The 11,998-nt window shown below is 70.2% G+C and carries 24 protein-coding genes; all 24 read left to right on the top strand.

All coding sequences use genetic code 11. From position 1 onward, the window contains the following. Nucleotides 1–79: 79 nt before the first annotated feature. Genes ACTWQA_RS22040 through ACTWQA_RS21925 form a run of 24 tightly spaced genes read left to right on the top strand, consistent with a single transcriptional unit; the run spans nucleotide 80 to nucleotide 11,995 of the window. Nucleotides 80–520, top strand: coding sequence for a hypothetical protein (locus ACTWQA_RS22040; RefSeq protein ID WP_443161042.1), 441 nt, complete (start codon nucleotides 80–82; stop codon nucleotides 518–520). Next, nucleotides 520–957 (top strand): hypothetical protein, encoded by a 438-nt coding sequence (locus ACTWQA_RS22035; RefSeq protein ID WP_443161041.1) that lies wholly within the window; start codon nucleotides 520–522, stop codon nucleotides 955–957. Before ACTWQA_RS22040 ends, ACTWQA_RS22035 begins: the two co-directional genes overlap by 1 nt. Next, nucleotides 957–1,466, top strand: a complete 510-nt coding sequence (locus ACTWQA_RS22030) for a hypothetical protein (RefSeq protein WP_443161040.1) — start codon at nucleotides 957–959, stop codon at nucleotides 1,464–1,466. Before ACTWQA_RS22035 ends, ACTWQA_RS22030 begins: the two co-directional genes overlap by 1 nt. Continuing rightward, nucleotides 1,466–1,915: a hypothetical protein gene (locus tag ACTWQA_RS22025; RefSeq protein ID WP_443161039.1), complete on the top strand. Its 450-nt coding sequence runs from the start codon at nucleotides 1,466–1,468 to the stop codon at nucleotides 1,913–1,915. Before ACTWQA_RS22030 ends, ACTWQA_RS22025 begins: the two co-directional genes overlap by 1 nt. Next, complete coding sequence (locus tag ACTWQA_RS22020; RefSeq protein ID WP_443161038.1) at nucleotides 1,915–2,133, top strand: hypothetical protein; 219 nt, start codon at nucleotides 1,915–1,917, stop codon at nucleotides 2,131–2,133. Before ACTWQA_RS22025 ends, ACTWQA_RS22020 begins: the two co-directional genes overlap by 1 nt. Continuing rightward, complete coding sequence (locus ACTWQA_RS22015) at nucleotides 2,133–3,038, top strand: hypothetical protein (protein ID WP_443161037.1); 906 nt, start codon at nucleotides 2,133–2,135, stop codon at nucleotides 3,036–3,038. The genes ACTWQA_RS22020 and ACTWQA_RS22015 overlap by 1 nt, the downstream gene beginning before the upstream one ends. Next, nucleotides 3,035–3,415 carry a hypothetical protein gene (locus tag ACTWQA_RS22010; protein WP_443161036.1) on the top strand — a complete coding sequence of 127 codons (381 nt, stop codon included), beginning with the start codon at nucleotides 3,035–3,037 and terminating at the stop codon, nucleotides 3,413–3,415. Before ACTWQA_RS22015 ends, ACTWQA_RS22010 begins: the two co-directional genes overlap by 4 nt. Continuing rightward, nucleotides 3,412–3,618, top strand: a complete 207-nt coding sequence (locus ACTWQA_RS22005) for a hypothetical protein (protein WP_443161035.1) — start codon at nucleotides 3,412–3,414, stop codon at nucleotides 3,616–3,618. Before ACTWQA_RS22010 ends, ACTWQA_RS22005 begins: the two co-directional genes overlap by 4 nt. After that, on the top strand, nucleotides 3,618–3,764 hold the full coding sequence (locus ACTWQA_RS22000; protein WP_443161034.1) for a hypothetical protein: 147 nt from the start codon (nucleotides 3,618–3,620) through the stop codon (nucleotides 3,762–3,764). Before ACTWQA_RS22005 ends, ACTWQA_RS22000 begins: the two co-directional genes overlap by 1 nt. Then, a complete protein-coding gene (locus ACTWQA_RS21995) occupies nucleotides 3,761–4,093 on the top strand; it encodes a hypothetical protein (RefSeq protein ID WP_443161033.1) in 333 nt (110 codons plus the stop codon). Before ACTWQA_RS22000 ends, ACTWQA_RS21995 begins: the two co-directional genes overlap by 4 nt. Then, entirely contained in the window at nucleotides 4,090–4,365 is a 276-nt protein-coding gene (locus ACTWQA_RS21990) for a hypothetical protein (RefSeq protein WP_443161032.1), read from the top strand. Before ACTWQA_RS21995 ends, ACTWQA_RS21990 begins: the two co-directional genes overlap by 4 nt. Beyond that, entirely contained in the window at nucleotides 4,358–5,392 is a 1,035-nt protein-coding gene (locus ACTWQA_RS21985; RefSeq protein ID WP_443161031.1) for a YqaJ viral recombinase family nuclease, read from the top strand. Before ACTWQA_RS21990 ends, ACTWQA_RS21985 begins: the two co-directional genes overlap by 8 nt. Beyond that, nucleotides 5,392–6,192: an ERF family protein gene (locus tag ACTWQA_RS21980; protein ID WP_443161030.1), complete on the top strand. Its 801-nt coding sequence runs from the start codon at nucleotides 5,392–5,394 to the stop codon at nucleotides 6,190–6,192. Before ACTWQA_RS21985 ends, ACTWQA_RS21980 begins: the two co-directional genes overlap by 1 nt. Then, complete coding sequence (locus tag ACTWQA_RS21975; RefSeq protein WP_443161029.1) at nucleotides 6,189–6,614, top strand: hypothetical protein; 426 nt, start codon at nucleotides 6,189–6,191, stop codon at nucleotides 6,612–6,614. Before ACTWQA_RS21980 ends, ACTWQA_RS21975 begins: the two co-directional genes overlap by 4 nt. Next, the gene (locus ACTWQA_RS21970; RefSeq protein ID WP_443161028.1) at nucleotides 6,611–7,417 is read left to right on the top strand and encodes an exonuclease domain-containing protein; all 807 of its coding nucleotides are present in this window, start codon (nucleotides 6,611–6,613) and stop codon (nucleotides 7,415–7,417) included. The genes ACTWQA_RS21975 and ACTWQA_RS21970 overlap by 4 nt, the downstream gene beginning before the upstream one ends. Continuing rightward, nucleotides 7,414–7,827: a hypothetical protein gene (locus ACTWQA_RS21965; protein WP_443161027.1), complete on the top strand. Its 414-nt coding sequence runs from the start codon at nucleotides 7,414–7,416 to the stop codon at nucleotides 7,825–7,827. The genes ACTWQA_RS21970 and ACTWQA_RS21965 overlap by 4 nt, the downstream gene beginning before the upstream one ends. After that, nucleotides 7,824–8,054 (top strand): hypothetical protein, encoded by a 231-nt coding sequence (locus ACTWQA_RS21960; RefSeq protein WP_443161026.1) that lies wholly within the window; start codon nucleotides 7,824–7,826, stop codon nucleotides 8,052–8,054. Before ACTWQA_RS21965 ends, ACTWQA_RS21960 begins: the two co-directional genes overlap by 4 nt. Continuing rightward, on the top strand, nucleotides 8,054–8,308 hold the full coding sequence (locus ACTWQA_RS21955; RefSeq protein WP_443161025.1) for a hypothetical protein: 255 nt from the start codon (nucleotides 8,054–8,056) through the stop codon (nucleotides 8,306–8,308). Before ACTWQA_RS21960 ends, ACTWQA_RS21955 begins: the two co-directional genes overlap by 1 nt. Continuing rightward, complete coding sequence (locus ACTWQA_RS21950; protein WP_443161024.1) at nucleotides 8,308–8,880, top strand: hypothetical protein; 573 nt, start codon at nucleotides 8,308–8,310, stop codon at nucleotides 8,878–8,880. The genes ACTWQA_RS21955 and ACTWQA_RS21950 overlap by 1 nt, the downstream gene beginning before the upstream one ends. Next, entirely contained in the window at nucleotides 8,877–9,641 is a 765-nt protein-coding gene (locus ACTWQA_RS21945) for a helix-turn-helix domain-containing protein (protein WP_443161023.1), read from the top strand. Before ACTWQA_RS21950 ends, ACTWQA_RS21945 begins: the two co-directional genes overlap by 4 nt. Then, the gene (locus tag ACTWQA_RS21940; RefSeq protein WP_443161022.1) at nucleotides 9,638–10,774 is read left to right on the top strand and encodes a ParB/RepB/Spo0J family partition protein; all 1,137 of its coding nucleotides are present in this window, start codon (nucleotides 9,638–9,640) and stop codon (nucleotides 10,772–10,774) included. The genes ACTWQA_RS21945 and ACTWQA_RS21940 overlap by 4 nt, the downstream gene beginning before the upstream one ends. Beyond that, complete coding sequence (locus tag ACTWQA_RS21935) at nucleotides 10,774–11,184, top strand: hypothetical protein (RefSeq protein ID WP_443161021.1); 411 nt, start codon at nucleotides 10,774–10,776, stop codon at nucleotides 11,182–11,184. Before ACTWQA_RS21940 ends, ACTWQA_RS21935 begins: the two co-directional genes overlap by 1 nt. Further along, a complete protein-coding gene (locus tag ACTWQA_RS21930; RefSeq protein WP_443161020.1) occupies nucleotides 11,181–11,531 on the top strand; it encodes a hypothetical protein in 351 nt (116 codons plus the stop codon). Before ACTWQA_RS21935 ends, ACTWQA_RS21930 begins: the two co-directional genes overlap by 4 nt. Continuing rightward, nucleotides 11,528–11,995, top strand: coding sequence for a DUF2493 domain-containing protein (locus ACTWQA_RS21925; RefSeq protein WP_443161019.1), 468 nt, complete (start codon nucleotides 11,528–11,530; stop codon nucleotides 11,993–11,995). The genes ACTWQA_RS21930 and ACTWQA_RS21925 overlap by 4 nt, the downstream gene beginning before the upstream one ends. Nucleotides 11,996–11,998: the final 3 nt, after the last annotated feature.

Raw genomic sequence — 11,998 nt, 5'->3', positions numbered from 1 at the left:
CCAGCCATGCCGGGCCGGACCTCGCCTGACCCGCAAATCCCTACGCAGATCAAGCAGACAGAGAAGGGACCGCAAGTCGATGACCATCATCGCAGACCAGCCCAACACCGAGCAGAACCAGCGCCGCGCTGAACGGGCAATCGCCGACATCCAGGCCCGCGCCGAAGGGCTCAGCGACATCGCCCACTTCCTCCGGAGCAACCCCGACCTGCCCGGCTACGCCACCGTGAACATATTTGGTGTTCTCGTTCCCCTATCCACCCACCCCGACCCCCGGGCGGCCGTCTCAGCGTGGATGCTGAGGGCGATCGACGCCGGCGCGCTGGCGGAGGCGTTCTCGGACGGGAGCAGCGCGGGCGTTCGCCTCTACTTCGGGCCCATGTACCTGCAGGCGTACGCGAACGCCAAGCAGATGATCGAGCTCGAGCGGATCGAGGTCGTCACGGAGCAGTGGCGGCTGGGCATCGAGATCCCGGAGCACGGCCGCCGGAACGCCGACCAGTCTTCGGGCGGTGCGTGATGACGAACCTCCGCCACCTCCCCACCCCGGCCCCCGCGTTCGAGCGCGGCGACCTGGTCACCCACAACGTCATGGGCATGCCGTTCGTCATCGTCGCCGTCAAGGCAGGCTACGCCGACCTATTCCCCGGCGACGACCTGACGGCCGTGTCCGCCGTGGGCCGCGTGCTGGCCTCCGTCCGGCTGCTGACCCGGCGCGAGCAGCACTACGTGACCATCGAGCCCATCTCCGCGGGCGACGACCTGACCGCGCCGCCGCGCCTGTGCATCGCTGAGCACCGCACCGGCCAGCCCACGTACCTCCATGGCACCGAGGGATTCGTGCCGCTGCCCGAGATGCGTAAGCGGGCCCGCACGGTGGCCGCCCAGGTCGGCGCGGAGTACCGGGAGCCCGCCGCCGCGCTCGCGATCGAACTGCTGCGCGGGGTGAGAGCCTGATGGCCACCATCCGCGAAACCCGCATCGCCCAGGAGACGGTCTCCTCCATCGACTACATGTCCCGCCTGCTCGGCGCGATCGAGGGTGGCAACTGGGTCTACGCCGCCGACAAGCTCCGCCAGCTCCGCGGCTCGCTGGACAACCTCGACAAGGAGTTGCGCTGCAAGGGGCTCGCACACGGGGCCGCCGTGGAGGCGTACGTGGTCGAGCACGCCCAGGACTACCGGATCGGCCGCGCCCTGTACGGCGAGGCCGCCCGGCCGACCTCTCCCAAGGAGGAGGTCGAGATCCCGCTGGAGGTCGCCGCGCACGTCCTGTTTCACTTCGGCCGGGGCGGCTGGCCGCCGTCGGGGTTCAAGGCCACGCTCATGCTGGCCATCGCGCAGGCCGATGTCGTCGGCCGCGGCCGGCTAGCACTCGGCTTCCCGGAGTACGTGGCCGCGTTCAATATGGCGCAGCTCACGGACGACGGCACGGCCAAGCTTCAGGCGATCGTGGGCGGTGAGTGATGGCCACGACGATCACCAGCGCCACCACCGCGCCCGTCCTCCGCGAGGCCGCCGACCGGGTGGCCGGGTTGCCGTACGCGCGGGTCGTCCGCACGGACGTGCACCGCGCCCTGTGGCAGTCAGCCTCGCAGTACGACATCGCGCAGGCGGCTCTGGAGATGCTGGCCAGCCACCTGCAGGCCACCGGCGGTGCCGAGTGGCTGAACCTCTGGGCGTCCCCCCGGAACCGGGACGAGGTGGCAGCCGAGATGCGCGCGGCGGCCGACATGGCGGAGCAGGCGGAGGCCGGCGACCGGCTGGCGACGGCGGATCAGTCCTTCGACTGGACGCGGAAGCTCAACAGCCAGGTCCGGGCGGACGTGACGACATGGCTGGAGGTCGGTGACCGGGCGTTCGGGTTCGTCCAACCGGTTGATGCTCCGGTGCAGGTGCCGGGCGGTGAGGGCTGATGGTGGCCGTCGATCTCACCGCACGCATGGTCGTCAGCGCGCCGCAGTGGAACGGTGGCTCGCCCGTCCGCATCCAGGCCGTGCACGCGCACGGCGGCCGCGTCGCGGTCCGCTTCCAGGACGCCCGCGGCCGCGGCGGTATCCGCGCCGACTGGGTCGAGGTCGGGATGGAGCTGGACCTCATCGACGGCGGCTGTATCCGGCGGGGAGGTGCCTGATGCCCCGCATCGAATACGTCCCCAAGGCCTTCAGGCGGTCCAGCCTCGACATCATCGAGCGCGCCAACGCTATCTGCGCTGAATACGCCCGCCAGGGCTTCGACTTGACGTTGAGGCAGCTCTACTACCAGTTCGTCGCCCGCGACTGGATCGCCAACAAGCAGACCGAGTACGACCGGCTCGGCGCCATCATCAACGACGCCCGTCTGGCCGGGCTGCTCGACTGGAACTACATCGTCGACCGCACCCGCAACTTGCGTGGCCTGTCGCATTGGGACAGCCCCGACGAGATCATCCAGGGCAGCGCCTACTCGTACCGCACCGAGCGGTGGGCCAACCAGCACACCCGCGTCGAGGTCTGGATCGAGAAGGACGCCCTCGTCGGCGTGATCGCTGGAGTCTGCCAGAGGTACGACGTCGACTACTTCTCCTGCCGGGGCTACACCTCACAGTCCGAGATGTGGGGCGCTGCCCAGCGCCTTCTCCGATACGAGAAGGCCGGCCAGGACACGGTCATCGTCCACCTGGGCGACCACGACCCGTCCGGCGTGGACATGACCCGAGACATCGACGACCGCCTGGAGCTGTTCGGGGCCAGCACCAACGTCGTGCGGATCGCGCTGAACATGGACCAGGTCGAGGAGCACCAGCCGCCGCCCAACCCGGCCAAGCTGACCGACTCCCGAGCGTCCGGCTACATCGCCCAGCACGGCCGGTCGAGCTGGGAGCTGGACGCGCTCGACCCGGCCACGCTGGCCCGCCTCATCGAGGAAGAGATCGAGGCCTGGCGCGATGAGGCGCAGTGGGAGCGGGACACGGCCGTCATGGAGCGCGAACGCGCGCTGCTGACGGCTGTGTCGGAGCGGTGGGCCGAGGTCGCTGAGTTCGTGGACGGTGGCCGTTGAGCCGGCACACGCCCGACGGCGGCTTCGACTCCGCCGCACAAGCCGCCTGGTACGGCGGCCAGTTCCAACACGCCCAGGAGCCCCCGGCCCGCCGCGGCCGCCCGCGCAAGCAGGCCACGGCCGCCGAGGTGCCACCGCTGCCGCCGATCGGCGACCCCGACTGGGGCGTGCCGATCTACGGCAAGGACCTGGCCGAGGGCGACGTGCTCGTGCACCTGCACAAGGACTTCGAGACCCACCGGATCGACCGGTTCGAGCCGTACGAGGGCGGGCTCCCGCTGGATAAGGGCGCGCGGACCGCATACAGCGGCACGTGGGACATCGCGGTGGGCCCGTATCAGGTGGTCCGCATCCTGCCCCGGGGCGGTGAGCGATGACCGCCCGGGCGTGCTGGTGCGCCGACCCGGGCCGCACCGAGGAAGAGATGCACCAGTGCCCCGCCGGTGACGCAGGCGAGGAGTGCCTCGCGCACGACTACCTCGCGGTCGGCGGTGCCCTCCACCTCGGGCTCCACCCGAGTTTCCCCCTGTCCGACCTGACGGACTTCCGCGACGCGGTCGCCGCGAACGGGGGTGCGTGATGGCCAAGAAGTCCACCCCGCCGCGGGCGTCCGGCAAGAAGCCGTCCCTGCCGTGGCTGCCGCCCGGCACCCCGTCCACCTGGCTCTGTCGCAAGGGCCACCTCAACCCGGCCACGAACACTAGCTGCTGGAAGGGGTGCTCGTGAACCTCCTGCCGATCAATCGGGCGGCGGACCTCCTGGCCAGCCGCCTGACCATCCCCCAGAGCATGGCCGAGCAGCTGCTTGCCGAGCACCCCGTCCGGCAGATCCGTTTCGGCAAACGCACACGGGTCTTCCGGTCCAGCGTGCTGGCGCTCGCCAACCGGATCGCCACGCAGGCCGAGGCCCAGGAGTGGCTCGCCACGATGCGGCCGACGACGCACCCCTACTCCCGCTCCGCCAGTGCGGCCCGGCCCCGGCCGACCTGGCGGGGCGGGCCCCGCCTGTCCCACGCCGACGAGCGCACCTACCTCGACGAACAGGACGACATGTGACCATCCACACCACCCCGCACGCCCTCGCCGGCCAGAGCAGCACCCTCAAGGACGGCAGCACCCTACGAGTCGAGGACTGGTGGGACCGCGTCTCCGGCGAGTCCTGGCAGGTCTCGCAGGCCCCCGCCGCCTTCATGTACGCGCTGCGGTCAGCCACCGACGCGCTGCCGCTCGACAACGACGTGATCTACGGCAAGGACGATCACGGGATCGGGCACCTGGTCCACGTTACGGAGATCGCCGAGCCCGGCCAGGCGGCCGACCGTGACTGACCTCACCACCGCGGCGCCCACCACCGGGCGCCGCGTCACCCCATCAGCCCGACTCATCTTGCCCGCCGACGCCAGCCGAGCCGAATGGCTGGCAGCTCGCCGCGCTGACGGGCGCATCGGATCTTCGGACATCGCGAACATCCTCCAAGTCGGCTACGGGGTTCCGCTGAACGTCTACTACGACAAGGTCGGAGACCTGCCGCAGGACGACGACGCCGGCGAGCCCGCCCTGTGGGGCAACCTCCTGGAGGAGACCGTGGCCCGCGAGTGGGCCAGGCGCAACCGCTCCGTGGTGCGCAGGGTCGGCCTGGTGTCGAACATCCACCGACCTTGGATGACTTGCACCCTGGACCGGCGTGTCCTGGAGTGCCCGCTCAACCGTGAGCAGCGCGAGGCGTGCGCCCTGGAGATCAAGACCAGGAACGCGTTCGTCGCGGGCAAATGGGTCCGCGCCATCCCTGACGACGTGCTCGCGCAGGTCCTTTGGCAGATCGAGGTCACTGGATTCGATCACCTCCACGTCGGCGTGCTCATCGGCGGCCAGGAGTACCGGCAGTACGTGATCCGACGCGTGGGCCACGAGGTCATCATCGAGAACATCGTGACGGCCGCCGCCGACATGCACGAGCGCATCATGACCCGCCGACCGCCGTTCCCGTCCGGTGATCCCGAGCGGCTGGTCGAGCTGTACAACGACCTGCACCCCGACCGCGAGGGCACGGTCGCCGTTGGCCCTGAGGTCGTCGAGGTGCTCGACCGGTACGAGACGCACCGCCTCGAGGAGAAGGCCGCCAAGCGGGGCAAGGACGAGGCCAAGGCCGACGCCGTGAAGCTGCTCGGCGGCGGCGAGCGCGCCCTGTTCGGCGACGAGCCCGCCTATTCCTACGCCGCCCACCGTGGCCGCCCCAGTGTGGACCTCTCCCTGCTGGCCGAGCGCTGGCCCGACGCGTACGAGGCGTGTGTCACCGAGACCACCGTCCGCTCCATCAATGTCGCTTCCGCCTTCCGTAAGAAAGAGATCGCCTAATGTCCTCGACGCTCGCCAAGGCCGCCGCCAAGGCCGCCCAGACCAGCGAGGCCGCGCCCGCCGAGACGCCCAGCTCGACTCCCACCGGGGACGGCTGGGGCATCCCCGACGCCGAGGGGCCGTCGCCCGAGGTCCTCGCCTACGAGGCCGCGACCGGCGATCGCGAGCCCGACCAGGTTCCGGTGCACGTCGCGTTCATGCGCGTCATGCGGGACATCCGCGCGGTGGGCAAGCTCGACAAGGTCAAGGAGGGCCCGAAGTTCGACTACCGGGGCGTTGACCGCGCGATGGAGGCGTACGCGCCCGTCGTCCGCCGCCACGGCGTGATCATCATGCCGACCGAGATCGAGACGAACTACGCGCCCGCCACGACCTCGACGGGCAAGGCCACCCGCGAGTGCACGGTCAAGGTCAAATACCGCATCTGGGGCCCGATGGGCGATTGGATGCCCGCCGCTGCCGCTGGTGAGAGCCTCGACAACGGCGACAAGGGCACAGCCAAGGCCCAGGCCGTTGCGCTGAGGACCTTGCTTTTCCACGGCGGCATGGTCCCGACGCGCGACACCGACCCCGACGCGCACAACATCGAGCGCGGTGAGGCCCCGCTCCGCAAGGCGACCGACTACCGCGACGAGGCTCTTATCGCTGGCACGAGCAAGGCTCGGCTGCTCCAGATGCATTACGAGCTCAAGTCGAGGAACCGCCTCGGCGAGCTGGTCGAGAACGAGACCGGCGAGACCGAGGCCATTGGGGACCTGATCGTCCGCATTGGCAAGACCCGCTCGGGCGGTGGCCGATGACCACCACCACCGACCCCATAGCTGTGTCCCTCGCCTGGTTCAAATACCTCTCGCAGGGAGAGACCTGGGTCCCCAACGGCAAGCCACCGCTGCCGATCACCGAGATGGAAGCCTCCTGGCGGCGCAACGCCGCGAACTGGCTCCTCCGCCAGGCGGCCACTCTGGCGATGCGTTTCGGCTTCGGCGAGATCCAGTACATCTACGGCACGACAGCGCCCACTGTCATCGAAGACGAGAACGGCAATCTTGTAGACGGTCCCGAGATGCCGGTGTTCGCGCCGCGCGGCGAGATGGCGCAGGACGCCCTCGAGCGCGAGCTGGACGAGAGCCAGCGGGCGCGCGATGCCGACCCCACGGCGTGGCTGAAGACGACACCCCTCTACCAAGCGCTCGTCGCTGACCTCTCGGAGCTGCCTCAATGACCTGGACGAACACGCCCCTGCTCCCGTGGGACACCGAGACGACCGGCGTCGACGTCGAAACCGACGTCATCGTCCAGGCCGCCGTCGCCTGGGTCGAACCCTCCAAGGGCAAGCACGGGCTGAGCAAGAAGACGTGGATCCTCAACAACGGCATCGACATCCCGCAAGGCGCCGTTGACGTGCACGGCATCACCCGCGAGCGGTGCGAGGCCGAAGGCCAGGACCCCGCCACCGTGCTGGACGAGGTCGCCCAGCACCTGGCCGACGGCATCAACGCGGGCTGGCTGCTGGTGGGGATGAACGTCCCGTTCGACTTCACGATCCTCGATCGCGGGTGCCGGCGGCTCGCCGTGCCGACGTTGTCGGACCGGCTCGAGGGCACGCCGATCGCGCCAGTGATCGACCCGATGGTGATCGATAAGTACGTCGACCCCTTCCGCCGCGGAAAGCGGAACCTGACCGCGCTGTGCGAGCGGTACGCCGTCTCCATCGTCAACGCCCACGATGCGGGCGGTGACGCGCTGGCCGCCGCCCGGGTGGCGTGGCGGATGGGTCAGCTCGCCCAGCGGGATGTGGGTTGGCTACAGAAGATCTGGGGGCTCAAGCCGCAGGACGCGGAGCGGTTCGCCGCGCTCGGTGCTCTCTCGCTGGAAGAGCTGCACGAGGTGCAGGTGGCCGCGAAGGCCGAGCAGGCGAAGTCGTTCCGCGCGTACAAGAAGGGCCGCAAGGAGCCGTACGAGGACATCTCCGGCGAGTGGCCCATCATCCCGTTCGCTGCTGAGCCTGTGGAGGCTGCCCGATGACCAGTTGGCGCCGTACGTCCTACGTTCCTATCGGCCGCCCCGTCGCCGGCGAACTCCAGCGCATCAACGGCGTCCCCTCCGTGCCGATCGAGCTCGGCCCCGGCGAGGAACTCATCCTCAACAACCCCAGCATGGCGCGAGACCTGCTCACCGCGGTCGCGGCCGGGGTCAGCGTGCTGGAGTCCGAGCACGGCATGCCCGCGCCCAGCAGCACCGAGTGCGCATGCGACGAGGCCACGTGCGGGCACGCGGCCGCCCGGGCACGCGCCGAGGACGACCGGGATGCGTTCCGCGGGCTGCTCGTGCGGATGGCGTCGGCGCACACGTACGTGGAGCTGATGGCCCTGGTGGACGAGGGTCGGGCAGCGCTGGAGCGGTACGACCGGCGGGAGGCGGTGACGTCACCGTGAACCCGTACGTCCTGTGCGCCCTGGCGGTGGTCGCCGCCGCGGCGGCCGCCGCTGTCGGCCACGCACTGCACCCCAAGCGCAGAGCCCTGCGTGCCCAGCGCCGCCGCTGGATCGCCCTGTCTGTCCACCGGTTCAGCATCGCCGGCCAGATGGCCCGTGACCCGTCCCTGTGGGAGCAGTGGTGGAACGAGCACGAGCTCGACGATGTGCTCCGCGGAGGTGCGTGATGCACGACATCTCCCACACCAGCCACGAGCCCCAGCTCCAACGCGCCCTCCACGAGGAGGTCGCCGACGTCGAGCCGCGCAACCTGCTCGGCCAGATCCTCGACGCTGCGCACCGGCCCGCCTGGTGGCTGATGTCGTTCCTCGCCACGGTCGGCGTGCTGCTGATCCTCGCCGGGCTGCTGCTCCTGACGTGGGGCCAGGAGCAGCCCGCCCCGGCCCCATCTCCGGCCTCGACGCACCCATGGGAGGCGTGATGGAAACCTCTGAAACCACAGTGAAGCCCCGCGTGATCGGCCTCGACCTGTCGCTCACCTCCACCGGCATCGCCTACAACACGGGCCACTGCCTGAAGGCAGGCCAGGGCGACGTCACCAAGCTGCCGCTCCGCGAGCGCACCGAGACGCTGCGCGGACTGGCTGACAAGATCCTGCTCCACATCGACACCGCCAACCTGGTGCTCGTCGAGAAGTTCGTCCTTGCCCGCGGCAAGGCCGGTGCCGGCGGCGCCGGCGAGCGGGCGCACCTGTACTACCTCGTGGTGGACGCGCTGATCCACCAGATCCGGATCCCGGTTGTCGAGGTGCCGCAGAGCACCCTGAAGACGTACGCAACCGGGCGCGGCAACGCTCCCAAGGACGAGGTCAAGGACGCGGTCGCCAAGCGCCTGCCCATGTTCGTGACCAAGGGCAACAGCGACATGTGCGACGCCGCTGTGCTCGCCGCGATGGGCTCTGACCATCTCGGCCACCCGCTCGTGGTCATGCCCCAGGCGCACCGCAAGGCCCTGGGCGCGGTGACCTGGCCTGAGGCGGTGACGTCGCCGTGACCCAGCCCATCGGCATCCAACTCCGCGCCATCCGCCTGCAGCTGCGCCTCAGCCAGCAGGCCATCGCCGACACGGTCGGCGTCACCCAGACCAGCATCAGCTCCTGGGAATGCGGCACCAAGTCCCCCAGCTTCCGAGACGCCCACACCTGGGCCCGCACCCTCCAGCACCGGCTCGTCGTCATCGGCGACAAGGCCCTCATCGGCGACCTGGTGGACCTGATGCCCAACATCGCCACCTTCCGGCAGGGGCAAGGAGCGACCCAGCACGACCTGGCCCGCGCCATGTGGCGGAGCAGGCGTGCCGTGTCGAACACCGAACTCCGCATCCAAGCAGGCGACGGCGTGCGGCTGGCCACGGTCCAGGCGTACCTGAGCGGCCTCGATTGCTCAGTGGGAGTGATACCTGCCGGATACGTGGAACCCCGGCCCGTGAGCAGCGCAAAGTCAGCCACCGAGGTGACCTGCGACTCGTGTGGTCTGCTCGCCTCCCATAAAGGCCGCGGGCTCTGCGACCCCTGCCACCGGTGGCACAGCAAGACCGGCACCCTCTCCCGCTTCCCCCTACTCCACACCTGGATCGAGACCCGCGACCGAGTCCGGGAGTACGCAGAGCTCCGCCGCCAGGGCCTGAGCCGACGGGAGATCGCCGCCCAGCTCGGCGTCACCCTCCGCTCCGTCGAGCGCTACGCCGCCGCCGTCCGCGCCGCCGAGGCGGCCGCAACCACCGACCAGACCGAGCCGCGATCGGAGGCGGCATGACCACCACCGCCACAACAGCTATCCCCGAGCAGACCAGCCGCGTCCTCGCGCTCCTCGTCGCCGGACACACCATGCAAGCCGTCGCAACGCGCTCCGGCTGGCCCATCGGATCCGTCCGCAAGCTCATCACGAAACAACCCGGGTGGCAGGTCGACAAGAACGGCCGCGTCTACAACCCCGGCCGCCCCGGGTACAAGGTGCAGCTCCCCGACGGAGTGCCTGTCGAGCTCCTGGAGTGGGCACGCCAGCTCCTGCAGGAGACCGACGCGCCTCGGAGCATCCAGTTCCAAGAGCCCGCCCAGCAGCCAGCCTCGCCGAGCAACTCCGTAGGGCCAGTCGCCGGCGCCGACGCCATCGACGGTGATCCACCCGCAGCCCCCATCCGTGGGGCCGCCGCCATCGACGGGCCAATCTCCACCGATCTCCCCCTCGACCGCATCCACGATCACCCCGGCAACATCCGCGACAACGTCGGCGACGTCACCGAGCTCGCCGACTCCATCCGCGTGCACGGCATCCTCCAGCCGCTGACCGTCCAGCCGCACCCGACCCGGCCTGGCCACTACCAGCTGCTCGCTGGGCACCGCCGCCGCGCGGCCGCCCTCGCCGCGGGAATCGCCAACGTCCCGTGCGTCGTCCGTACCGACGTCGACCGGGCGACCGCGATCGAGCTCATGCTCGTGGAGAACGTGCAGCGGTCGGATCTCGGCCCGATCGAGAAAGCGGAGGCGTACGGCAAGCTCCGCGACGACCACGGCTACTCCGCGACGAAGATTGCCAAGAAGACCGGACTGGCGCAGTCCACCGTGTCCTACTTCCTGTCGCTCCTCGAGCTGTCCCCGGCGGACAGAGCGCGGGTGAAGTCGGGCGAGCTGGCCGTCGGCGACGCCATCGCCGGGATCCGTCGCAAGCGCAAGCATGCCCGCCAGGCAGGCGGTGAGGATCGGTCGTGGTCCTGGGAGCCGGACTACCTGACGCAGACACACCCGCTGGCGAAGAAGGCAGCTCGGCTGTGTGAGGCGCGGGAGCACACGACGCGCCGCCGGATCGGGCAGACGGCCTGCGGCCAGTGCTGGGAGACCGTGATCCGCCAGGACGAGCGAGTGGTCATAGCTGCAGAGGCGGAGGCGTGATGCTGCTCGACTGGATTCGCACCAAGCGGACGCTCATCGCCGAACGCGACGACGCCCGCGCCTACGCTGCGGAGCTCGACCTCGAACTGGAGGACCTCACCGGCCAGAACGAAGCCCTCCACCGCCAGTTGAACGCGGCCCGCGTCGAGGCCAACGTGCTGAAGGACGAGAACGCGAAGCTCGACGGCGAGCTCGTCGAGGTCGCTCGCGCCCGCAACCAGGCCCGGCAGGAGCTCGCCGAGCGAGGCGCGCTGACGGCCAACGACGAGAAGACCACGACCGCCCTCGGTGAGCAGCGTGAGCCAAGGTCCTTGCAAGCACGACTGCTTCTGGAGAAGGCCCGGGCGGACGCGCTGGCGCAACGCCTGGACGAGCTCACACAGAAGAGCATGGCGGCGGACCGGCGATGACCGGTCCATGCACGCACTGGTTTGGCGCCGCAGGCACACGCTGCGGCGCCACTCCGGCGCGCCCGTACGCCCAAGGCCCCCGCTGCGCCGAGCACACCCCGGCCGCGCTCGCGGGCAAGCCCGAGCCCGGCCAGGGCGCGTACTGCGCGCCCGCCCGCTGCTACTGCGGCGAACACCCCTGGTATACGCCCGGCACGCCGTACGCCTCGCTGGCCGACAGCTGGGTGACCGACGCCCGACACATCGCCTCGGGCAAGCGCCGTGCCTCCCCGGCGATCCAGGCCGCGGCCAAGGCCACGGTCGCCGAGCAACGTGAACGCGAACAACGCATCCGGAGGAGTGCATGACCTACCGCATCCTCATCACCGGCAGCCGCACCTGGGACGACGAGCAGGCCATCCGCGACGCCATCGCGTTCATCGTCAGCCAGCACGGACCCGAGAACGTCACCATCGTCCACGGCGCATGCCCGCGCGGCGCCGACGCCATCGCCGACCGCATCGCCACCGCCTGGACCGGGCTGACGGCCGAGCAACACCCCGCCGACTGGGCCACGTGCACTCCCGCATGCCCGCCCAGGCCGCACCGCCGCACCGCCCGCGGCGGCTACACCTACTGCCCCCTCGCCGGGCACCACCGCAACCAGCGCATGGTCGACCTCGGCGCAGACCTCTGCCTGGCCTTCATCCGCAACAGCTCCCCCGGCGCCACCGACTGCACCCACCGAGCCCGCGCCGCCGACATCCCCGTCAAGGAGTGGCGCATCGAGACCAACATCCGACATCGAAGACCGGACCCGCCCCGACCCTGACCC

It is taken from the genome of Nonomuraea sp. 10N515B (assembly GCF_052245915.1).
Classification (GTDB): domain Bacteria; phylum Actinomycetota; class Actinomycetes; order Streptosporangiales; family Streptosporangiaceae; genus Nonomuraea.
This window is presented reverse-complemented; position numbering and strand designations above follow the sequence as displayed.

What these genes read in the sequence shown, in the direction of transcription:
- ACTWQA_RS22040 (WP_443161042.1), top strand. Translation starts at nt 80, where the DNA reads ATGACCATCATCGCAGACCAGCCCAACACCGAGCAGAACCAGCGCCGC.
- ACTWQA_RS22035 (WP_443161041.1), top strand. Translation starts at nt 520, where the DNA reads ATGACGAACCTCCGCCACCTCCCCACCCCGGCCCCCGCGTTCGAGCGC.
- ACTWQA_RS22030 (WP_443161040.1), top strand. Translation starts at nt 957, where the DNA reads ATGGCCACCATCCGCGAAACCCGCATCGCCCAGGAGACGGTCTCCTCC.
- ACTWQA_RS22025 (WP_443161039.1), top strand. Translation starts at nt 1,466, where the DNA reads ATGGCCACGACGATCACCAGCGCCACCACCGCGCCCGTCCTCCGCGAG.
- ACTWQA_RS22020 (WP_443161038.1), top strand. Translation starts at nt 1,915, where the DNA reads ATGGTGGCCGTCGATCTCACCGCACGCATGGTCGTCAGCGCGCCGCAG.
- ACTWQA_RS22015 (WP_443161037.1), top strand. Translation starts at nt 2,133, where the DNA reads ATGCCCCGCATCGAATACGTCCCCAAGGCCTTCAGGCGGTCCAGCCTC.
- ACTWQA_RS22005 (WP_443161035.1), top strand. Translation starts at nt 3,412, where the DNA reads ATGACCGCCCGGGCGTGCTGGTGCGCCGACCCGGGCCGCACCGAGGAA.
- ACTWQA_RS22000 (WP_443161034.1), top strand. Translation starts at nt 3,618, where the DNA reads ATGGCCAAGAAGTCCACCCCGCCGCGGGCGTCCGGCAAGAAGCCGTCC.
- ACTWQA_RS21980 (WP_443161030.1), top strand. Translation starts at nt 5,392, where the DNA reads ATGTCCTCGACGCTCGCCAAGGCCGCCGCCAAGGCCGCCCAGACCAGC.
- ACTWQA_RS21975 (WP_443161029.1), top strand. Translation starts at nt 6,189, where the DNA reads ATGACCACCACCACCGACCCCATAGCTGTGTCCCTCGCCTGGTTCAAA.
- ACTWQA_RS21970 (WP_443161028.1), top strand. Translation starts at nt 6,611, where the DNA reads ATGACCTGGACGAACACGCCCCTGCTCCCGTGGGACACCGAGACGACC.
- ACTWQA_RS21965 (WP_443161027.1), top strand. Translation starts at nt 7,414, where the DNA reads ATGACCAGTTGGCGCCGTACGTCCTACGTTCCTATCGGCCGCCCCGTC.
- ACTWQA_RS21955 (WP_443161025.1), top strand. Translation starts at nt 8,054, where the DNA reads ATGCACGACATCTCCCACACCAGCCACGAGCCCCAGCTCCAACGCGCC.
- ACTWQA_RS21950 (WP_443161024.1), top strand. Translation starts at nt 8,308, where the DNA reads ATGGAAACCTCTGAAACCACAGTGAAGCCCCGCGTGATCGGCCTCGAC.
- ACTWQA_RS21940 (WP_443161022.1), top strand. Translation starts at nt 9,638, where the DNA reads ATGACCACCACCGCCACAACAGCTATCCCCGAGCAGACCAGCCGCGTC.
- ACTWQA_RS21935 (WP_443161021.1), top strand. Translation starts at nt 10,774, where the DNA reads ATGCTGCTCGACTGGATTCGCACCAAGCGGACGCTCATCGCCGAACGC.
- ACTWQA_RS21930 (WP_443161020.1), top strand. Translation starts at nt 11,181, where the DNA reads ATGACCGGTCCATGCACGCACTGGTTTGGCGCCGCAGGCACACGCTGC.
- ACTWQA_RS21925 (WP_443161019.1), top strand. Translation starts at nt 11,528, where the DNA reads ATGACCTACCGCATCCTCATCACCGGCAGCCGCACCTGGGACGACGAG.